This is a genomic window from Delftia sp. K82, assembly GCF_002193035.1.
Lineage (GTDB): Bacteria > Pseudomonadota > Gammaproteobacteria > Burkholderiales > Burkholderiaceae_C > Comamonas > Comamonas acidovorans.
Genome location: NZ_MYFL01000001.1, coordinates 1,690,994 through 1,711,595 on the forward strand (window position 1 = coordinate 1,690,994; position 20,602 = coordinate 1,711,595).

Genomic DNA, 20,602 nt, shown 5'->3' on the forward strand with positions numbered 1-20,602 from the left:
GGCAGGGACGTGTTTTATAACGCCTGCGCCCAGGCCGCAGACCCCACAATCGGCCGCCCATGACCAGACCACTGCGCGATCTGCGCGTGAAAAGAAAAAGGCCCGCCAAAGGGCGGGCCCGTCGAGCGCTGGGCGCCTGTGCGTTGTCAGGCGCCCAGGTAGGCGCGGCGCACGGCGTCGTTGGTCAGCAGGTTGGCGCCGGTGTCTTCCAGCACCACCTTGCCGGTTTCCAGCACATAGCCGCGGTCGGCGATCTGCAGGGCGCGGTTGGCGTTCTGCTCGACCAGGAAGACCGTGACGCCGGCCGTGCGGATGGTCTGGATGATCTCGAAGATCTGCGCAATGATCAGCGGCGCCAGGCCCAGCGTGGGCTCGTCCAGCAGCAGCAGGCGGGGCTTGCTCATCAGCGCGCGGCCAATGGCCAGCATCTGCTGCTCGCCGCCCGACATGGTGCCGGCGCGCTGGTGGGCGCGCTCACGCAGGCGGGGGAAGAGGCCGAACACATGTTCGATGCCGGCCTCGATCTGCGGCTTGTCCAGGAAGAATCCGCCCATCTTCAGGTTGTCCGTGACCGTGAGGTCCGAGAAGATGCGCCGTCCCTCGGGCGAGACCGCAATGCCCTTGCGCATGATGTGGTGCGAGGGCAGTTGGGTGATGTCCTCGCCCTCGAACGAGATGCGGCCCGAGCTGGCGCGCGGGTTGCCGCACACCGTCATCAGCAGCGAGGTCTTGCCGGCGCCGTTGGAGCCGATCAGCGAGACGATTTCGCCCTGGTTGACGTGCAGGCTCACGCTGTCGACCGCGCAGATGGCACCGTAGTGGGTGGAGATGTTCTCCAGTTGCAGCATGGCAGGCATCAGGCTTCTCCCAGGTAGGCCTTGATGACCCGTTCATCGTTGCGGATGGCGTCCGGCAGGCCCATGGCGATGGGTTTGCCGTACTCCATGACGAGGATGCGCTCGGACACGCCCATGACCAGGCCCATGTCGTGCTCGATCAGCAGCACCGCAATGCCGTACTGGCGCCGCAGCTGGTCGATCAGGCCCTGCAGGTCCTTCTTCTCCTGCGGGTTCAGGCCGGCGGCCGGTTCGTCGAGCATGAGCACGCGCGGCTTGGTGATCATGCAGCGCGCGATCTCCAGGCGGCGCTGGTGGCCGTAGGCCAGGTTGCCGGCCTCGCGGTTGACGAACTCGCGCAGGCCCATGACGTCCAGCCAGTGCAGGGCGCTCTCGATCTTTTCCTCTTCGCTGCGGCGGTAGCTTGCCGTGTTGAACAGGCCCGACAGCAGGTTGACGCCCGAGCGGCGGTGCTGTGCCACCAGCAGGTTTTCCAGCACCGTCATGGACTTGAACAGCCGCACGTTCTGGAAGGTGCGCACCACGCCGTGGTTGGCCACGTGGTGGCTGCTGCGGCCCTCGATGGCGCTGCCGTCCAGCGTGACGGAGCCGCTGCTGGGCTGGTAGAAACCGCTGATGCAGTTGAACACCGTGGTCTTGCCGGCGCCGTTGGGGCCGATGATGGCAAACACTTCCTGCGGGCGCACGTTGAAGCCCACATGGTCCACGGCCAGCAGGCCGCCGAAGCGCATGCACAGGTCTTTGACTTCTAGCAAATACTCGCTCATTGCCGGCCCTTGCTGCTATCTGTTGTCCCAAAAATCATGGTGTCGGCATGCCTCATGAGCGCACCTCCACATGGTGGCGGCGCATGGGCAGCAGGCCCTGCGGGCGCCAGATCATCATCAGCACCATCACCAGGCCGAAGATCAGCATGCGGTACTCGGAGAACTCGCGCGCCAGCTCGGGCAGCACCGTCAGCAAGATGGCCGCGATGATCACTCCCAGCTGCGAGCCCATGCCGCCCAGCACCACGATGGACAGGATCAGCGCCGATTCGATGAAGGTGAACGATTCGGGGTTGACGATGCCCTGGCGCGCCGCGAAGAAGGCGCCGCCCAGGCCGGCGAACATGGCGCCCAGCGTGAAGGCGGACAGCTTGATCTTCATGGGGTTCAGGCCCAGGGAGCGGCAGGCGATCTCGTCCTCGCGCAGCGCCTCCCAGGCGCGACCTATGGGCATGCGCACCAGGCGGTTGGAGATGCACAGCGTGATCACGGCCAGCAGCAGCGCCATCAGGTACAGGAAGATCACCATGTGCAGCGAGCTGAACTCCAGCCCCAGGAACTGGTGGAAGGTCGTGCCGCCCTCGGTGGAGGGATTGCGCGTCATCTCCAGGCCCAGCACCGTGGGCTTGGGGATGCTGGAGATGCCGTCCGGCCCGCCCGTGATGCTGGTCAGGTTGACCAGCATCAGGCGGATGATTTCGCCAAAGCCCAGCGTCACGATGGCCAGGTAGTCACCGCGCAGCCGCAGCACCGGAAAGCCCAGCACGAAGCCGAACATCGCGGCAGCGGCGCCAGCCAGCGGCAGCGCTTCCCAGAAGGACCAGCCGGCCCAGTGGAACAGCAGCGCATAGGTGTAGGCGCCCACGGCGTAGAAGCCCACGAAGCCCAGGTCCAGCAGGCCGGCAAAGCCCACGACGATGTTCAGGCCCAGGCCCAGCATCACGTAGATCATGGCCAGCGTGGCGATGTCCACCGCGTTGCGGCCCGCGAAGAAGGGCCAGGACACGGCGATCAGCAGGGCGGCCAGGATCAGGCCGTTGCGGTGGCTGGGGCGTGCGTGTGGCAGCGAGGGCAGCGAGACCTTGGGCATCTTCGCCGCGATCAGCGGGCGCAGCAGCTGCACCAGGAAGACCAGGGCGCAGGCCCAGGCCACCACCGTCCAGTCGGGGTTGATGATGGTGCGGGTGCCGGCGCGCTCCAGGTGCAGGCCGAAGATGGGCGTGACGACCACGGCGGTCATCACCGTGGCGATCAGGGCGTCGCGCAGGTTCAAGGTGGGTTTGGCTTTCATCAGACCTTCTCCACTTCAGGCTTGCCCAGCAGGCCCGTGGGGCGGAACAGCAGGATCAGCACCAGCAGGCCGAAGGCCACGATGTCCTTGTACTCGGACGAGATGTAGGCCGCCGCAAAGGTCTCGGCCACGCCCAGCAGCACGCCGCCCAGCATGGCGCCGGGGATGGAGCCGATGCCGCCCAGCACCGCCGCCGTGAAGGCCTTGATGCCGGCCAGAAAGCCGATGAACGGGTTGAGCTTGCCCACGGCCAGCGCGATCAGCACGCCGCCCACGGCCGCCAGCATGGCGCCGAGCACGAAGGTGAACGAGATCACGCGGTTGGTGTCGATGCCCAGCAGGCTGGCCATGTGCATGTCCTGGGCGCAGGCGCGCGAGGCACGGCCCATGCGGGAATGGCGGATGTACAGCGTCAGCAGCACCATGAGCACGATGGCGACCACGATGATCAGGATGCGCGAGTAGGGCACATAGATCTCGAAGCCACCTTCGGCGCCGAAACGCAGCGCGCCCGGCAGCAGCGAGGGCACGGCCATGTCGCGCGCGCCCTGGCCCAGGGCCACCCAGTTCTGCAGGAAGATGGACATGCCGATGGCCGAGATCAGGGCCACCAGGCGCGGGCTGCGGCGCAGCGGCTTGTAGGCCACCTGTTCCACCACCAGGCCGTAGACGCCGGTGACGAAGACCGACACCACCAGCATCAGGCCGATGATGGCCCACACGGGCAGGCCGCTTGTCGTGCCGATGGCCGACAGCGTGACCAGGCCGATGTAGGCGCCGATCATGTAGATGTCGCCGTGGGCGAAGTTGATCATCCCGATGATGCCGTAGACCATTGTGTAGCCGATGGCGATCAGGGCATAGATGGCGCCCAGGGACAGTCCGTTGAACAGCTGCTGTATCAGCTGAGGTAAGAGTTCTGACATGGTGTAATGCCGCCCCAAAACAGGAAAAGGCCTAAAAGGCCAGGATGCAGACAACCGGGACACGCGCAAGCGTGCCCCGGCCAGTCAACGAGGGGGATTACTTGGCAGCGACCGACTTGCTGCCGTCCTTGTGCCATTCGAACACCTGGAAGTCGAAGGACTTCAGGTCGCCCTGCTTGTTCCAGCCCACCGAGCCCAGAACGGTCTCGAAGTTGGACTTGTGCAGGTGGTCAGCCACCTTGGCGGGGCTGTCGCCCACGGCCTTGATGCTGTCCAGCAGCACTTGCGTGGCGGCAAATGCGGTCAGCTGGAAGGCGCCCGAAGGATTGCGCTTCTTGTCCTTGAAGGCCTTGACCACGGCGGCGTTCTTGGGGTTGGCCGAGAAGTCTGCAGGCAGGGTCACCAGCATGCCTTCGACGGCGTTGCCGGCGATGGCGTTGACTTCGGGGTTGCCCACGCCTTCGGGGCCCATCATGCGGACCTTCAGGCCCTGCTCGGAAGCCTGGCGCAGCAGCAGGCCCATTTCAGGGTGGTAGCCGCCGTAGTAGACGAAGTCCACACCGGCGCTCTTGAGCTTGGTGATGACGGCGGAGTAGTCGCTGTCGCCGGCGTTGATGCCTTCGAACAGGGCCACTTCCACGCCGGCCTTCTTCAGGTCGTCGCGCACGGAGGAGGCAATGCCCTGGCCATACGACTGCTTGTCGTGCAGCACGGCAACCTTCTTGGGCTTGGCCTTTTCCAGGATGAACTTGGCGGCGGCTGGGCCCTGCTGGTCATCGCGGCCGATGGTGCGGAAGATGAAGTGGTAGTTCTTGCCGTCGGTCAGGGCCGGGGAGGTGGCCGAGGGGGTCACGACGACCACGCCTTCGTTGTTGTAGATCGGGGCGGCGGCAATCGATGCGCCCGAGCAGACGGGGCCGATCACGTAGCCGATCTTGGCGTTGACCACGCGGTTGGCGGCCACGGGGCCTTGCTTGGGTTCGCAGGCGTCATCGACGGACACCAGCTCGATCTTCTTGCCATTGACGCCGCCAGCCGCATTGGCCATTTCCACGGCGGTGTTCACGCCTTCCTTGACCATGTCGCCGTACTGCGTCAGCGGGCCGGTGGTGGGAACCACCATGGCGATCTTGATTTGCGCATGCGCTGTGGAGAACAAGGCGGCACCAGCCAAACCCAGGGCGGCGACGACGGTGTGCATGCGGAACGGAATGCTCATGAGTACTTCCTTCAACTTTGGGTAAAGCGTTCTGAAAAACGCGGTGGCTCCTGTAGGGGCGATCCGCGCAAAGAAGCACAGATTAATCTCCTGGTTACCAATGGCAACAGGGTATCCCGGGGCTGGCGCGCATGCAGGCTTTTCGCTAAGGGCTGGATGCCATCGCAGGCCGCTTGTCAACGCCGGTTTTGGGCGACGAAAACGCCTGATGCCGACGGTGCACCCAGACGGTGCTGCATGAAACCAATATGACCGACTGCAAGAAGGGGAAACACGTACACGGAATGTTGCATTGCAGCAACGCGCCAGAGGGCGCCGGTTTGCGTGTTTCTGCGGTGGATCAAAACGGCACGGCGGATTCGAAACGCAGCGTTTGGCCCGACAGGGGATGGGCCAGCTCCAGCTGGTGCGCATGCAGCAGCAGGCGCGGCGACAGGGCCTGCACGGCGGCATCGGCATAGAGCGCATCGCCCAGGATGGGATGGCCCAGCGCCGCCATGTGAACGCGCAACTGGTGGGTGCGGCCCGTCACGGGCTGCAGTTGCACCCGCGTGGTGGGTGTGCCATGGTCTTCGGTGGCTGCGGGCATGGCGCGCCACAGGGTCTGGCTGGGCTTGCCCTGCAGGGCGTCGATGATGCGCAGGGGGCGCCGTTCCCAGTCGGCGGCTATCGGCAGGTCGATGCTTTGCCAGGCGTCGGCCTGCTGCGCGGCAGGGCGGCCGGCGACCACGGCCACATAGCGCTTGTGCACGCGGCGCTGCGCAAAGGCTTTGCTCAGGAGGCGCTGGCTGGCCAGGCTGCGCGCCATGACCACCAGGCCCGAGGTGGCCTGGTCCAGCCGGTGCACGACCAGCGCATCGGGCCAGCGCTGCAAGGCGCGGCCGCTCAGGCAGTCCTGCTTGTCGGGGCCGCGCCCGGGCACGCACAGCAGGCCGGAGGGCTTGTCCAGCACCAGCAGCTCGGCGTCCTCGTACAGGCAGGAGACACCTGCATCGGTATCTGCATCGGCATCGGCAGCAGTACCAGCACCGGGGCACTCCTGCAGCCGTTCAGCGCTTGAGCCGCTCACCGTTCATTCAGGAGCCTGTGCACGGTGGCGCACAGCTCCTCCACGTCATTGGGCTTGTGCACCAGGGCCCGGGCGCCTGCGGCCATGGCGGCCTGCTCGATCTCGGCGGTGATGTAGCCCGAGGCCAGGGCGATGGGCAGCAGGGGCTGGATGGACAGCGCCTCGTACACCAGGTCGATGCCGCTGTAGCCGGGCATGTTGTAGTCGGTGACCAGCAGGTCGTAGTCCTGGGGGGCGGCGCGCAGCGCCTCGGTGGCCTCGTGCGGATCGGTGAAGCCGCTGACCTGGTAGCCGCGACGGCGCAGCAGGCGCTGCACGAGGAAGACCAGGGCCTGGTCGTCGTCCACGTACATCACATGCTGCTGTGCGGCCTGCGGGTCGGGCAGCAGGGCGAACTGCGGGCCGGTCGGGGTTTCTGCGGCTGCCAGCGGCTCCGGCAGGCTGGGCGGCGTTTCGGCCACGGGCGCCTGGGCTGGTGCGTGCTCGGCGGGCGCCAGGGCGTCGGCCGGGGGAAAGTACAGCGTGAAGCGGCTGCCTTGTCCTGGAATGCTGTACACGTCCACGGCGCCGCCGTGGTTGCGCATGACGCCGTGCACCACGGGCAGGCCCAGGCCCGTTCCCTGGCCCACGGGCTTGGTGGTGAAGAAGGGCTCGAAGATGCGCTGCAGCGTGCGCGCATCCATGCCGGGGCCGTTGTCCTGCACCGACAGCGCCACGTAGCTGACGGGCGGCAGGCCCAGGCGCTCGCACAGGCGCTGGTCGGGGCGCACCAGGTCGGCGTCCATCTGGATCAGGCCGCGCCGCTCACCCAGGGCGTGCATGGCGTTGGTGCACAGGTTGAACAGGGCCTGCTCCACCTGCATGGCGTCGGCCAGCATGGGGGGCAGCTGCGGCGGCACATGCACCTGCAGCTCCACGGCGGGCGGCAGGGTCACGCGCAGCAGCCGCGCCGTGTCGCCCATGACTTCGCGCGCCTGCACAGGCTTGCGCTGGGGCGGCTCGTTGCGGCTGAAGGTCAGGATCTGGCGCACCAGGTCGCGCGCGCGGCGGCCGGCCTTTTCGATCTCCTGCAGGCTTTCGATGGCCGCGGCATTGCCGCCGCAGTCGGCCTTGGCCAGCTCCACGTTGCCCAGGATGGCGCCCACGATGTTGTTGAAGTCGTGCGCAATGCCGCCGGCCATGGTGCCCAGGGCCTGCATCTTGTGCGATTCGCGCAGCTGGTCTTCCAGTTCGTTGCGCTGGGCCTCGGCCTTCTTGCGGCTGGTGAGGTCGCGCGCGAACACGGTGGTGGTCTCGCCGCCGCTGTGGTGCTCGAAGGAGACACTGACCTCGACCGGAATCTCGCGGCCGCTGGCCGTGCGCGCCGTCATCTCGCCCAGCACGGCCTGCGTGGTCAGCGGTGCAAAGGACAGGGCCTGTGCCGCATCGGGCAGGAAACGCTCCAGCGGACTGCCCAGCGCGTCGTGCGGCGGGCACAGGAACAGGGCGGCGGCCGTGGGATTGAAGACGGTGATGCGCTGGTCCGAGTCCAGGCAGATGATGGCGTCCAGCGCCGAGTTGATGACCGATTCCAGCCGCCGCTCGCTCAGGAACAGCTGGTGGTTGCGCTGCTGCAGCGCCAGGCGCTCGGCCAGCAGCGGGCCCTGGTCCACCACGGCGCACAGGTACTGGGCAATGGGCGGGCCGCTTTGCTGGGGGATGGCGATGCAGGCCACGTGCAGGTCGGCGCGCAGCTGGTGCTGCTCGGTGATCTCGAAGCAGACCTCGTGGGCCTCGGTGCGGCCCAGCTCGCGTGCTGCGGAGAAGGTCTCGCGCACGCGCTCGGCGTCGTCCGGGTGCACGAAGGGCGCGAAGTTCACCAGCAGCCGGTCATGCTCTGAGGGCTGGAAGGCGCTGTGCGCCATGGCGTTGGCCTGCACCACCATGTCGTGCTCGTCCACCACCAGCAGGGGCAGGGGAATGCTGGCGAACAGGGCCTCGAAGCGCTCGGAGGCGCTTTCGGCCACGGCCTGGCTGTAGTCCAGCACGCGGTTCTGGATTTCCAGTTCGCGCTGGTAGTTGCGCAGCTCGGCCACCAGGGCCTGCAGCGGGTCGTCTTCGGGCTGGAAGAGGGGAAAGCGTTCGACGGGGGGCAGGTCGGCGCCGGGCGCCAGCAGCGCATGCAGGGGCAGGTGCTCGTCGTCGCGAGGCGGATCGGAATGGTCTGGGCTGCTCATCGCGGGCTGGCGCTGGGGAAAGCGGCACATGCCGCACAAATCCTGGTGGCCCGCGCCCGGCGTCCGGCAGATTACCGGAGCCCGGCGCGGGCAGGGCCGCAGTGTACGCGCGCCAGGCGGGGCGCCACAAGCGCCCCTTTCGGTGGCAGGTGCTTCAGCTCAGGTAAGCGTCCACGGGGATGCAGCTGCAGTACAGGTTGCGGTCGCCGTAGACGTTGTCCACGCGGCCCACCGGGCACCAGTACTTGGACTGGCGCAGGGCAGCCACCGGGTAGGCAGCGGCCTCGCGGCTGTAGGGGTGGGCCCATTCCGAGGCCAGCAGCGTCTCGGCCGTGTGCGGCGCGTTCTTGAGCGGGTTGTCGTCCTGGGGCAGGCGGCCCTGCTCGATGGCGCGGATTTCCTCGCGGATGGCGATCATCGCGTCCACGAAGCGGTCCAGCTCGTACAGGCTTTCGCTTTCGGTGGGCTCCACCATCAGCGTGTTGGGCACGGGGAAGGACAGCGTGGGCGCATGGAAGCCGTAGTCGATCAGCCGCTTGGCCACGTCCTCGGCCATGACGCCCGTGCTTTCCTTGAACTGGCGCAGGTCCAGGATGCACTCGTGCGCCACATGGCCGTGCTCGCCCGCGTACAGCGTCGGGTAGTGGTCGCGCAGCCGGGCGCTGATGTAGTTGGCGCTGAGGATGGCGGTCTCGGTGGCCAGGGTCAGGCCCTGGGCGCCCATCATGCGGATGTACATCCAGCTGATGGGCAGCACGGCCGCATTGCCCAGCGGCGCGGCGCTGATGGCACCCGTGCCGCCCGCAAGGCCTGCCGTGGCATGGCCGGGCAGGAAGGGGACGAGGTCCTCGACCACGCAGACCGGGCCCACGCCCGGGCCGCCGCCGCCGTGCGGAATGCAGAAGGTCTTGTGCAGGTTCAGATGGCTGACATCGCCGCCGAAGCTGCCCGGCGCGGCCAGGCCCACCAGGGCGTTCATGTTGGCGCCGTCCACGTAGACGCGGCCGCCGTGGTCATGCACCAGCTTGCACAGCTCCTTGACCTGGGTCTCGAACACGCCGTGCGTGCTGGGGTAGGTGATCATGATGCAGGCCAGGTTGGCACTGTGCTGCTCGCACTTGGCCGCCAGGTCCGCCATGTCGACGTTGCCGTTGGCATCGCAGGCGGTGACCACCACCTGCATGCCCACCATCTGCGCGCTGGCGGGGTTGGTGCCGTGGGCGCTGCTGGGAATCAGGCAGACGTTGCGGTGCGACTGGCCCCGGCTCGCATGCCAGCCCTTGATGGCCAGCAGGCCCGCGTACTCGCCCTGGCTGCCGGCATTGGGCTGCAGGCTGATGCCGGCGTAGCCCGTGGCCTGGCACAGCCAGTCGCGCAGCTGCTTGTCCAGTTCCGCATAGCCCTGCTGCTGGTCGGCCGGGGCAAAGGGGTGCACCTGGGCGAACTCGGGCCAGGTGATGGGAATCATCTCGCTGGTGGCGTTGAGCTTCATGGTGCAGGAGCCCAGCGGGATCATGCTGCGGTCCAGCGCCAGGTCCTTGTCCGACAGCTGGCGGATGTAGCGCAGCATGGCGGTCTCGGAGCGGTGGGTGTTGAACACCGGGTGCGTGAGGAAGTCGCTGCTGCGGCGCAGGCTGTCAGGGATCAGCGGCTCCACGCCCTTTTCGAAGGCGGCGAAGCTGGGCAGGGCCTGGCCGTCCAGGGCGAAGATCTTCCACAGCAGCTCGACATCGGCGCGCGTGGTGGTCTCGTCCAGCGAGATGCATAGGTATTCCTTGAAATACACACGCAGGTTGGCGCCCAGGGACACGGCACGCTCCACGATGGCCTGCGTGGCCGCACCCGTGTGCAGGCTCAGCGTGTCGAAGCTGGGCACCTCGCGCAGCGGCGCGCCCAGCTCGGCCAGGCCACGCGCCAGGATGGCCGTGTACGAGGCCACGCGGCGGGCGATGCGCTCCAGGCCCTCGGGGCCGTGGTAGACGGCGTACATGCTGGCCACGACGGCGGGCAGCACCTGGGCCGTGCAGATGTTGGAGGTGGCCTTCTCGCGGCGGATGTGCTGCTCGCGCGTCTGCAGTGCCAGGCGGTAGGCGGGCTTGCCATGCACGTCCACGCTCACGCCGACCAGGCGGCCGGGCAGGGAGCGCTTGAACTCGTCGCGGCAGGCCATGAAGGCGGCGTGCGGGCCACCCGCGCCCATGGGCATGCCAAAGCGCTGGGTGGTGCCCACCACGATGTCGGCACCCCATTCGCCGGGCGGCGTGATCAGGGTCAGCGCCAGCAGGTCGGTGGCCACGATGAAGGCGGCCTGCTTGCCATGGGCCTTGTCCACGTCGGCGCGCAGATCGTCGATGCGGCCGCTGGTGGCGGGGTACTGGGCCAGCACGGCGAAGTAGTCGCCCTCCATCAGCTGGTTCCATTCCTCCAGCGAGTTGGCCAGCAGCACCTCGATGCCCAGCGGCGCGGCGCGTGTCTGGATGACTTCGATGGTCTGGGGGTGGGCATCGCCGGCCACCACGAAACGGTTGCTCTTGCTTTTGACGGAGCGCTTGGCCAGCGTCATGGCCTCGGCGGCCGCCGTGGCCTCGTCCAGCATGGAGGCGTTGGCAATCGGCATGGCCGTCAGGTCGCAGACCATGGTCTGGAAGTTGACCAGGGCCTCCATGCGGCCTTGCGAGATCTCGGCCTGGTAGGGCGTGTAGGCCGTGTACCAGGCCGGGTTCTCCAGAATGTTGCGCAGGATGACGCCGGGCGTGTGCGTGCCGTAGTAGCCCTGGCCGATGAAGCTTTTGAGCAGCTGGTTGCGGCCTGCCAGCGCCTTGAGTTCGGCCAGCGCCTGGGCCTCGGTGGCCGCCGGCGGCAGCGCCATGGGCTGGTGGCGCCGGATGGAGGGCGGGACGATGGCGTCGATCAGCGCATCGCGCGATGCCGCGCCAATGGCGCTGAGCATGTGGGCCTCGTCTTCGGGCGCAATGCCGATATGGCGGGCCACGAATTCGGTGGCGTTCTCGAGGGCGGCAAGGGGCTGGGTGGAGGACATCAGCATGGAGGGACCTGTCTCAAAAGCTGAAAAGCGCCAGGGCGGGCCCTGGCGCCCGTCCTGGCCGGAAAGTGGCGTCAGTTGCTCTGTGCGAAGGCCGTGTAGGCGGCTTCGTCGAGCAGCGCAGCCAGCTGGCCTGCGTCGCTGAGCTTGACCTTGAAGAACCAGCCTTCGCCCAGCGGGTCGCTGTTGGCCAGGGAGGGGTCGTCGCGCAGGGCTTCGTTGACTTCGACGATCTCGCCGCTGACGGGCATGTAGACATCGGCGGCGGCCTTGACGGACTCGACCACGCCGGCCACATCGCCCTGGTTGAAGCTGGTGCCCACGGCGGGCAGATCGACGAACACCACGTCGCCCAGCGCATCCTGCGCGTGGAGGGTGATGCCGACGATGGCCGCGTCAGGGTTGGCGGCGTTGATCCATTCGTGGTCCTTGGAATACTGGATGCTCATGGCTTGCTCCGATAGAAACTGAAAAAGAAACCTGTGAAAGGCGGTTTGAGAAAGGTCAGTGCGCACTGTAGCGGCATGCGATGGCAGGAAAAACGAATCCGCCGAACTCGATCCACGCCAAGCGCGCAGGCTGTCCTCAACCGCGGTGATAGCGGGGCGCCACGAAGGGCGTGGCCTGCACCTGCATGGGCACGGCCTTGCCGCGCACCATGGCCTGCAGCGTGGTGCCGACGGCGGCGCTGCCCGGCTCCACGTACGCCAGGGCCACGGGCTGGTTCAGCGTGGGCGACAGCAGGCCGCTGGTGACCTGGCCGACCTTGCGGCCGCTGGCGTCCAGCAGCTCCGTGCCTTCGCGCACGGGCACGCGCTCCAGGGCCACCAGGCCCACGCGCTTGCGCGTGAGCAGCTCGGGCGACTGCAGCTGGGCCAGCACGGTGGCCGCGCCGGGAAAGCCGCCTTCGCGCTCGCCACCAATGCGGCGGACCTTCTGCACGGCCCAGTTCAGGGCGGCCTCGGCCGGGGTGGTGGTCGTGTCCAGATCGTTGCCGTACAGGCACAGGCCGGCTTCCAGGCGCAGCGAATTGCGCGCGCCCAGGCCCACGGGCCTGACTTCGGGCTGGGCCAGCAGGGCACGGGCAAAGGCCTCGGCGTGGCTGGCGGGCAGGGAGATCTCGAAGCCGTCCTCGCCGGTATAGCCGCTGCGCGTGATGTACAGCTCGGCGCCTTCCCAGTCGAAGTAGCCGCCCGTCATGAACACCAGCCCGGCCGTGTCGGGCAGCAGGCGCTCCATGGCGGCTGCTGCCTGCGGGCCCTGCAGCGCCAGCAGGCCCCGGTCGAACTGGGGCTCGATTTCACAGCGCCCGCCAATGCGGGCCTCTATGTGCGCCAGGTCTTCGTGCTTGCAGGCGCCGTTGACGATCAGGAACAGGTCGTCCTCGCGGCGCACGAACATCAGGTCGTCCAGAATGCCGCCCGCGTCGTTGAGCAGCAGGCCGTAGCGCTGGCGGTGTTCGCCCAGGCCCAGCACGTCCATGGGCAGCAGCGATTCCAGCGCCGCGCCGGCATCCGGGCCGCGCAGGCTGATCTGGCCCATGTGCGAGACATCGAACAGGCCTGCCGCCTCGCGCGTGTGCAGGTGCTCGGCCATCAGCCCCTGCGGGTATTGCACGGGCATGGAGTAGCCGGCAAACGGCACCATGCGCGCGCCCAGTTCCTGGTGCAGGTCGAACAGCGGGGTCTTGAGCAGATCGGTGGTGGAGGCAGCGGTCAAGGAGGGACTCTCTTTTCGGCAAGGGGCAAGGCACAACGCCATCCCGGAATCCCGGGATGTCCTGCCCTGCTGTCCGCTTTACCTGAGAGATTCACCCGCACCTTCCATGCGTGGGGCTTGCTCCTTCGGTGGATGGGGCACACCGCCGTGCCCTGCATCTCTCTCCAGCTAGGAACGCCTGCGGCCGTGGCGGCAGGCGGTGCCAGTCCTTTTGCCTGAGCGTTCGGGACGAACCCTGCGCCTTCGGCGGTGCCGCTGCCTGTGACCATTGCGGCCGGGCGGGCACTCTCTCCTGACCGGCGCATTCTAGCTGCGGCCAGCGTCCGCGCGGCTTCGGGATTTCCGCGGGCCGACCGCAGCTCCATGCGCTTGCCTGCATGGATGCATTTGCAAATTGCATAACTGTCTAAAAAATCTCCTACATTGAGATGCATCGATATATGAAATCTCGTGAGCGAGAAGGAAGAAGCGCACATGCAGCAGACGCTGGGAGACACATTGGCCTGGCCGGCACGTTACCTGCCGAACAAGGAAGCCCTGGTGGCTTGGGAGGGCGGCGAGCGCCGCGCCTGGACCTATGCCCAGCTCGATGCCGAAGTCAACCGCCACGCCCACGGCCTGGCCGAGCTGGGCATAGGCCATGGCGACGTGGTCGCGGCCTTTCTCTACAACACGCCAGCCTTTGTCTTCACCATGCTGGCGGCCGCGCGCCTGGGCGCCATCTTCAACCCCATCAACTACCGGCTGGCAGCCCAGGAGCTGGCCTTCATCCTCAAGGACGGCGCAGCGCGCGCCCTGGTCTTCGAGCACGAGGGCGGCGAGGTGGCCGCACGCGCCCAGGCCCTGCTCAAGGCCGAAGGCGGTGGTGGCACTGCCGCAGGCGCAGGCACGGGCATCGAGCACTGGATCTTTGCCGACGATGCCCCGGCCGACCCGCTGCCGGTCTGGGCCACGCAGCGCCTGTCCGCCCTGGCCAGGGGCCGCAGCAGCGCGCCGCCCCAGGCCCATGTGCGCGAGAGCGACCCCTGCATCCTCATGTACACCAGCGGCACCACGGGCCGGCCCAAGGGCGTGCTGCATACGCACCGCAGCAAGCTGGCGCACAACGCCCTCATGCACCAGACCATGCAGTTCACGCGCGACGACGTGGGCCTGGCCATGGCGCCGCTCAACCACACGGCCGAGCTACACACCAGCTTTTTGCCGCGCCTGCAGGCCGGGGCCACCCAGGTGCTGCTGCGCCGCTTTGACGTGACCGAGGCCTGGCGCCTGATCCGCGAAGAGCGCGTGAGCTTCTTCTTCGCGGCGCCCACCATGGTCACCATTCTGCTGGCCGACCCCATTGCCTCGCCTGAGCAGGCGCCCGCGCTGCGGCTGGTGGAGTACGGCGGCGCCTCCATGGCGCCGCACCTGATCCGCGAATGGACGCGCAAGGTCGGCAGCGACCTGGTCCAGGTCTACGGCACCACCGAGATGGGGCCCTGCATGTCCATCCTCCTGCCGCGCGAGCAACTCTCGCACGCGGGCTCGGCCGGGCTGCCCTCCATGGGCCATGACCTCATCGTGGCCAGGCTGCGCGAAGACAACGCCCCCACCGATCCGGCTGAGGCCTGCCTGCCAGGCGAGGTGGGCGAAATCCTGGTGCGCGGCCCCTGCATGATGGCCGGCTACCTCAACCGCCCCGACGCCAACACCCGCGCCCTGGCGCACGGCTGGTACCACACGGGCGACCTGGGCCACATCGACGACGATGGCTACCTCTGGATCCGCGACCGCATCGACTACATGATCAATTCGGGCGCCGAGAACGTCTATCCGCGTGAGGTGGAAGACGCGCTGGTCGAGCATGCCGACGTGCTCGAGGTCGCCGTCATCGGCGAGGCCGACGAGCGCTGGGGCCAGATAGTCGCCGCCCACGTGGTCGCCAAGCCTGGCGCCACGCCCACTGCCGAGGCGCTGGACGCCTTCCTGGTCCACGGCGACCGCCTGGCCGCCTACAAGCGCCCGCGCCGCTACCACTTCCGCGAGGCCCTGCCCAAGACGGCCAGCGGGAAGATACAGAAGCAGTTGCTGAGGGTGGGGGTGACGGCCTGAGGCTGCGGCCTGCGCTTACTCCTGCTCTTACGCCTGTGTTTGCCCCTGCGCAGTACAGCACTGCACCATCGAGTTGCGCAGCCACCGATGCATGGCATCCCCCTGCTTGCGCACATGCCATGCCTGCTGGTAGGCAAACCAGGGCAGCTCCAGCGGCGGAGCGAAACGGCGCAGCGTTTTGTGGCGGCGCAGGTCACCGATGGCGCGGCTGCCCACGGTCAGCACGAGGTCGGTGCCTGCCAGCACCTCCAGCGCCGCGCTCCAGTGGGGCAGGGCCAGCACCACACGGCGGCTCAGGCCTTGGGCGGCCAGCGCCCGTTCGATCTCCTCGCTGGCGTCGGGCCGCATGGCCAGCATGACGTGCGGACGCTGCAGCCAGTCCTGCAGTGACAGCCCGCCGCGTGCCGGCAGCACGGCCTGGTCGGCCACGCTCACGAACTGCTCCTGGAACAGTTCCTGCACCTCGATGCCCTCGGGTAGGTCGGGTGCGTCGGGGAAGGGCCCCAGTGCCAGGTCCAGTTCGCCATCGGCCAGCTGGGCCAGCATCACCTCGCGCGTGGACTGGCTGATGGCCAGGTCCAGCCCGGGTGCGTGCTGGCGCAGATGCCGCATCAGCGGCGGCAGCACGATGCGCGATGCGTAGTCCGACAGCGCCAGCCGCAGCCGTCCGCGTGCGTGGGCCGGGTCGAATTCCGTCTGCGCCAGCAGGCCGTTGAGGCTGCCCAGCGCATCAGTCAGCGGTTGCACCAGGCCTTGCGCGCGTGCCGTCAGCGCCATGCGGCCGCCGCGCCGCACCAGCAACGGGTCGCCCAGATGCTCGCGCAACTGCGCCAGCGAATGGCTCATGGCCGGCTGGCTCTTGTGCAGGCGCAGGGCCGCGCGCGTCACATGTTTTTCGGCCAGCAGGGCGTGCAGGGCCAGCAGCAGGTTGAGGTCGATCCGGCGCAGTTCATCCATGCCATGAATATAGACCGTGCACACAAACGATTTCCATCAACGTGCTGGATGCGAGAGCATGCAGGCATCGATTGACAGAAGAAGAAAGGTCTTGCTGCATGACAGGTAAAAGCACATTCACCGCTCTTGCTCCCGTGGCGCTGGCGCTGCTGGCGGGGGCCATCCTGCCATTCCAGGCCGCCAGCAACGCCCTGGTGGGCCGCCTGCTGGGCCACCCGCTGTGGGGCGCGCTGGTCTCGCTGGCCGTGAGCGTCATGGTCGTGGTGCCTGCACTGTGGGTGCTGCGCGCGCCCGCTCCGGCCATGGGCCAGGCGGCAGCGGGGCCATGGTGGCTATGGATAGGCGGTGTGCTGGGGGCCATCTATGTGGCCAGCGCGGCCGCCGTCACGCCCAGGCTGGGCGCAGGCGGCTTCCTGGTCTGCGTGGTGGCGGGGCAGATCGTGGTCTCGGTGCTGGTCGACCACTTCGGCCTGATGGGCCTGGGTGCACGGCCGGTCAATGCGACGCGCCTGGCCGGCGTGGCCTTGATCCTGGGTGGCGTGCTGCTGGTGGTGCAGGGCGGGACGGCCCGTGCAGCGGCGGCCCCATGAGCGCCGCGAGCACGCCCTGCTTCACCGGCGAAGGCCCCGGCCTTGCCCGCGTCAGGCGGGCATGCCCGGCGGCACGGCGGCCGGCCTTGCCGTTGGCGGACGTTCCTGGCGGGCATCTGCCGTGCCGGGCAGGAACCGGCCCAGCCGGATGACAAAGCAGGCCCCGCCTCCGGCGGCCGGCTGGAAGAACGCGTCGCCTGCGTGCAGCCTGGCGATGCGCCTCACCACGGACAGGCCCAGACCATGCCCGTTGACGTGCCGGGTGGCGCTTGCGCGTTCATAGGGCTCGAAAACCTGTCCTGCCGCTTCGGGCGCAAGGCCCGGTCCCTGGTCGCTGACGGAAATCAGCAGGTCACCGGACGCATCGCAGCGGGCGGCCAGGGTGATGTCACCCGCCTTGGCATATTTGATGGCGTTGCCGACAAGGTTGGAGATGGCAATGCGCACCAGGACAGGGTCGCATTGCCATTGCTGCGGGCCGTGTTCCAGATCCAGTTTCAGGCGATGCCGCCGGGACCAGCCGACGAGCTCTGCAGACTCCTTCAGGAGTTCATCCACTGGCGTCTGTTCCAGTTGCAGCCGGAACGCGCCCGCGTCCAGCCGGTCGTTGATCAGGCAGGTGTCCACCAGGTTCATCAGCCGGCGCGAAGCCCTGCGTATCTGCGACGCCTGCTCGATGAGGGAATCCGCGTCCGTCGTCGGGAACGTCTGCAGCTCGGTCGCGGCGCCGTCCACGATGGTGAGCGGGGTGCGGAACTCGTGGTTGATCATGTTGAAGAACTGGCGCTGCTCCAGCCGCATCTCGCGCTCGCTGTGCAAGGCGGTCTGCAAGGCCTGCTGGGCTGTTTGCAGCTGTGCGGTGCGCTGCAGGACCTTGGATTCCAGCTCGCGCTCGGCCGCCTGGGCGCGTGACAGGGCCTGCATCCGCTCACTGCGCAGGGCATGCTCCGCCACCCGCGTGCGATTGGTCACCGCCATTCCCAGCAGGATGGCCTCGGAAACACGCCCGGCAAACCAGAGCATCTGGGCCGATGGCAGCGCAACATCCGGCAGCAGGCCCTGGGTTCTCAGCAGGTTCAGGATGCCCAGGGCGGAAGGCACCGCAAACGCCAGCGCGCCCGGCAGGTATTGCCACTGCCTTCGAACCACCAGCAGGTACAGCACGAAGACCGCACCGAACGATGTGGACACCAGGGCCGTGAACACCACGGCACGCGAGATCTGCGGATAGTCACCCAACAGTGCCATGCCCAGTGCGATGGCATTCAGCCAGGCAACCACGCTGAAGAGGTGCGCAGCCCAGATCCAATGGCGACGGAACTCGAACAATTGGCTGAAAAACACCGTCGCCACCACACAGAAGCTGCAGTAGGCGATGGACAGCGCATGTTGGGGCTGGTCGGCGCCGGGCAGCCACAGGCCTTCGGGCCGGTAACGGAAAGCAGCGTAGGCAAAGCCGGCTGCCAGGAGCGCGGCGCAAAGAATGTAGAGCCTTTCCCTGAGCCAGCACCACAGGATCAGGCTCATCAGCGTGATGGCCAGGGCCGAGCCCATGTACGCGTAAAGCAGCATGGCGGCCGGCGCCATGCTCCTGCCGGGAAAGACCGCAATGCCTTGGGCGGCCTGTGGGTTGGGCAGCAAGCGGGTGAGCAGTGCCAGAAGCGCTGCGGCTGCCAGGGCCTGCACCAGGGTCTGCATCAGCCATTGCGCTGCAGCACCTGTTTGCCAGTGCCCCCGGCCGCCTTCGGTGGGGTTGTCTTGCGTGTGGATCAAGGGTCCGATTGGTTGATGTGGCGTGCGCCCATATATGTCCGCCGTGCAGGCTTGCGGGGGGCCATTGTGCACCGGCGGCCATTGCGGGAAAGCGCTGTCTGCCTTCTGCCAGGTGCCCCAATGCAACAGGCCGCCCCGCTGCGGATAAGCGGGGCGGCCTGTAACGGGCTCCTGGTCTGGATCACGCATCCGGGCGCTGGCGGTAGTCGGCGGGGCTGGGTGAATGGTTTTGCTGCGCCGGTAAGCGTGCTCCCATGCAGACAAGTGTGCGCGTTTGGCCTCAGAAAATGCTGCTTTATTTCTTCAAAACAGGCGTTGCTACAGAAAATTATTCTGCGTCTGCCTGTTTTGCAGTAGATTGCCGGCCATGGATACCCTCGACAGAAAGATTCTTTCCGCCCTGCAGGCCAACGCGCGCGCCAGCCTGCAGGAAATCGGCGCGGCCGTGGGCCTGAGCGCCTCGCCCTGCTGGGCGCGCATCAAGAAGCTGGAAGAGGCGGGGGTGATCGAGGGCTATACCGTGCGCCTGAACCCGCTGGCGCTGGGCCTGGGCGATACGGTGCTGGTGCAGGTCACGCTGGACAGCCATTCGGACAACACGCTGGAGAAATTCGGCGAGATGCTGGCGACCATTCCCGAGGTGGTGGAGGCGCACCTGGTCTCGGGCGAGTACGACTACCTGCTGCGCGTCGTCGTCAAGGACACGCGTGACTACGAGCGCCTGCTGCGCGAGAAGCTCTACAAGATCAAGGGCATTCGCCACAGCCAGTCCAGCTTTGTGCTGCGCACGCTGAAGAAGGCCGACCTGCCGCTGGGGGTCTGAAGTCCATGCCCTCTGGCCAGGCGCCGCCGCCCGCCCCCTACCGCGAACACTCCCCGCCGCCCGCCTTGCAGCCGCACTTCCAGTGCCTGTGGAGCAGCACCGTGGCCCCGGACTATGCCGGTGGCTTTCTCGTGGTGCCCGATGGCTGCGTGGACATCGTCTGCAAAGGCGGGCGGCTGCTGGCCGTGGGGCCTGACAGGGTGGCTGCGCGGCCTGCGCTGGTGCCGGGGTCCGAGGTATGGGGGGCGCGCTTCGGCCCCGGTGCGGCCAGCGCCTGGCTGGGCCTGCCCATGGACGAGATCGTGGGGCAGGCGGTGGAACTGGGCGATCTGCTGGGGCCGCGCGCGCGGGAGTGGGTGCATCGCATCAACGATGCGCAGCCGGGCGGAGGGCAGGCCGTGTTCATCCATGGACTGGTGCAAATGGGCCGCGACGCCCCAGCGCCGGACCGGCAGGCCATGGAGCTGTTCAATGTGGCGGCTGCAGCCGGGCGGGATGAATCCGGTGTGCTGGCCGCCATGCGCGCGCAGCTGGACATGCCGGAGCGCAGCCTGCGCCGCTTGTGCCACACGCAGTTTGGCTACGGCCCCAAGACGCTGGAGCGCGTGCTGCGCTTTCAGCGCCTGCTGGCCCTGGCACGGTCGGACCGGCAGGCAGGTCTTGCGGCGCTGGCCCTGGACGCGGGCTACGCGGACCAGGCGCATCTGTCGCGCGAGGTGAGGGCGCTGTGCGGCATCACGCCCAGCGCTGCCCTGCAGCAACTGCTGGATTGAGCGGCCCGGCTGGCCGTTTTGTTCAAGACCGCTGCCACGGCGTGGCCGATGATGGCGGCCTACCAGTATTCAACGGAGCAGCACATGGGCATCAGGGGTAAGAACCACCAGATCGACAACATCGAGTTCAACGTGGCCGACATCGCACGCAGCAAGGCGTTCTACGGCGAGGCCTTCGGCTGGACCTTCACCGACTACGGGCCGGCCTACACCGAGTTCAGCGATGGCCGGCTGACGGGCGGCTTCACCACGGGCGAGGAGGTGCGTCCCGGTGGCCCGCTGGTCATCCTCTACGCCGACGATCTGGCCGAGGCGCAGCGCCGCGTGGAGGCTGCCGGGGCCGTGATCAGCCGCGCGGTGTTCGCGTTCCCGGGTGGCCGCAGGTTCCACTTCACCGATCCGGACGGGTACGAACTGGCCGTATGGTCGGCCGATGCCTGAAAGACGACAGCCCGCATCTGCGGGCTGTTTTTCATGGGGACTGG

The 20,602-nt window shown here is 67.6% G+C and carries 17 protein-coding genes and 2 riboswitches; of the genes, 5 read left to right on the forward strand and 12 right to left on the reverse strand.

All coding sequences use genetic code 11. The annotated features are described in order from the left end of the window. Positions 1 to 146: 146 nt before the first annotated feature. The 10 genes from KDK82_RS07310 to gcvT all read right to left on the reverse strand — a co-directional run bounded on the left by KDK82_RS07310 (position 147) and on the right by gcvT (position 13,149). Positions 147 to 848, reverse strand: a complete 702-nt coding sequence (locus tag KDK82_RS07310) for an ABC transporter ATP-binding protein (protein WP_034398706.1) — start codon at positions 846 to 848, stop codon at positions 147 to 149. Positions 849 to 856: 8 nt separating this feature from the next. After that, a complete protein-coding gene (gene livG, locus KDK82_RS07315; protein ID WP_012206137.1) occupies positions 857 to 1,624 on the reverse strand; it encodes a high-affinity branched-chain amino acid ABC transporter ATP-binding protein LivG in 768 nt (255 codons plus the stop codon). 52 nt (positions 1,625 to 1,676) lie between these two features. After that, positions 1,677 to 2,915, reverse strand: a complete 1,239-nt coding sequence (locus KDK82_RS07320) for a high-affinity branched-chain amino acid ABC transporter permease LivM (protein ID WP_043824703.1) — start codon at positions 2,913 to 2,915, stop codon at positions 1,677 to 1,679. Continuing rightward, complete coding sequence (gene livH, locus KDK82_RS07325) at positions 2,915 to 3,841, reverse strand: high-affinity branched-chain amino acid ABC transporter permease LivH (RefSeq protein ID WP_012206135.1); 927 nt, start codon at positions 3,839 to 3,841, stop codon at positions 2,915 to 2,917. The genes KDK82_RS07320 and livH overlap by 1 nt, the downstream gene beginning before the upstream one ends. Before the next feature lie 97 nt (positions 3,842 to 3,938). After that, positions 3,939 to 5,060 (reverse strand): branched-chain amino acid ABC transporter substrate-binding protein, encoded by a 1,122-nt coding sequence (locus KDK82_RS07330; RefSeq protein ID WP_034394886.1) that lies wholly within the window; start codon positions 5,058 to 5,060, stop codon positions 3,939 to 3,941. 340 nt (positions 5,061 to 5,400) lie between these two features. Next, positions 5,401 to 6,105 (reverse strand): RluA family pseudouridine synthase, encoded by a 705-nt coding sequence (locus KDK82_RS07335; RefSeq protein WP_088165451.1) that lies wholly within the window; start codon positions 6,103 to 6,105, stop codon positions 5,401 to 5,403. 20 nt (positions 6,106 to 6,125) lie between these two features. Continuing rightward, on the reverse strand, positions 6,126 to 8,345 hold the full coding sequence (locus tag KDK82_RS07340; protein WP_063325948.1) for a PAS domain-containing sensor histidine kinase: 2,220 nt from the start codon (positions 8,343 to 8,345) through the stop codon (positions 6,126 to 6,128). Positions 8,346 to 8,499: 154 nt separating this feature from the next. Then, a complete protein-coding gene (gcvP, locus tag KDK82_RS07345; protein WP_088164420.1) occupies positions 8,500 to 11,391 on the reverse strand; it encodes an aminomethyl-transferring glycine dehydrogenase in 2,892 nt (963 codons plus the stop codon). A 71-nt stretch (positions 11,392 to 11,462) separates the two neighbouring features. After that, a complete protein-coding gene (gene gcvH / locus KDK82_RS07350) occupies positions 11,463 to 11,837 on the reverse strand; it encodes a glycine cleavage system protein GcvH (RefSeq protein ID WP_012206130.1) in 375 nt (124 codons plus the stop codon). 136 nt (positions 11,838 to 11,973) lie between these two features. Next, on the reverse strand, positions 11,974 to 13,149 hold the full coding sequence (gene gcvT / locus KDK82_RS07355) for a glycine cleavage system aminomethyltransferase GcvT (protein WP_088164421.1): 1,176 nt from the start codon (positions 13,147 to 13,149) through the stop codon (positions 11,974 to 11,976). 17 nt (positions 13,150 to 13,166) lie between these two features. Beyond that, positions 13,167 to 13,285, reverse strand: a riboswitch (glycine riboswitch). 15 nt (positions 13,286 to 13,300) lie between these two features. Then, a riboswitch (glycine riboswitch) is annotated at positions 13,301 to 13,412 on the reverse strand. Positions 13,413 to 13,581: 169 nt separating this feature from the next. On the opposite strand from gcvT, the gene KDK82_RS07360 reads away from it, so the two are divergent. Continuing rightward, positions 13,582 to 15,201 carry a fatty acid--CoA ligase gene (locus KDK82_RS07360; RefSeq protein ID WP_088165452.1) on the forward strand — a complete coding sequence of 540 codons (1,620 nt, stop codon included), beginning with the start codon at positions 13,582 to 13,584 and terminating at the stop codon, positions 15,199 to 15,201. A gap of 27 nt (positions 15,202 to 15,228) precedes the next feature. Here the strand turns inward: KDK82_RS07360 and KDK82_RS07365 are convergent, their stop codons facing one another. Beyond that, a complete protein-coding gene (locus KDK82_RS07365) occupies positions 15,229 to 16,158 on the reverse strand; it encodes a LysR family transcriptional regulator (protein ID WP_088164422.1) in 930 nt (309 codons plus the stop codon). Positions 16,159 to 16,256: 98 nt separating this feature from the next. Between KDK82_RS07365 and KDK82_RS07370 the strand changes: the two genes are divergently transcribed. Continuing rightward, positions 16,257 to 16,748: a DMT family transporter gene (locus KDK82_RS07370; RefSeq protein WP_088164423.1), complete on the forward strand. Its 492-nt coding sequence runs from the start codon at positions 16,257 to 16,259 to the stop codon at positions 16,746 to 16,748. 51 nt (positions 16,749 to 16,799) lie between these two features. Here KDK82_RS07370 and KDK82_RS07375 read toward each other — a convergent pair whose 3' ends face one another. Beyond that, positions 16,800 to 18,446 carry a sensor histidine kinase gene (locus KDK82_RS07375; protein WP_088165453.1) on the reverse strand — a complete coding sequence of 549 codons (1,647 nt, stop codon included), beginning with the start codon at positions 18,444 to 18,446 and terminating at the stop codon, positions 16,800 to 16,802. 442 nt (positions 18,447 to 18,888) lie between these two features. Between KDK82_RS07375 and KDK82_RS07380 the strand changes: the two genes are divergently transcribed. From KDK82_RS07380 to KDK82_RS07390, 3 genes are all read left to right on the forward strand, one after another. Next, positions 18,889 to 19,344, forward strand: coding sequence for an Lrp/AsnC family transcriptional regulator (locus KDK82_RS07380; RefSeq protein ID WP_016446324.1), 456 nt, complete (start codon positions 18,889 to 18,891; stop codon positions 19,342 to 19,344). Between the two features lie 5 nt (positions 19,345 to 19,349). Next, entirely contained in the window at positions 19,350 to 20,117 is a 768-nt protein-coding gene (locus tag KDK82_RS07385; protein WP_088164424.1) for a DUF6597 domain-containing transcriptional factor, read from the forward strand. Positions 20,118 to 20,201: 84 nt separating this feature from the next. Beyond that, the gene (locus KDK82_RS07390; RefSeq protein ID WP_088165454.1) at positions 20,202 to 20,558 is read left to right on the forward strand and encodes a VOC family protein; all 357 of its coding nucleotides are present in this window, start codon (positions 20,202 to 20,204) and stop codon (positions 20,556 to 20,558) included. The last annotated feature ends 44 nt before the right edge of the window (positions 20,559 to 20,602 follow it).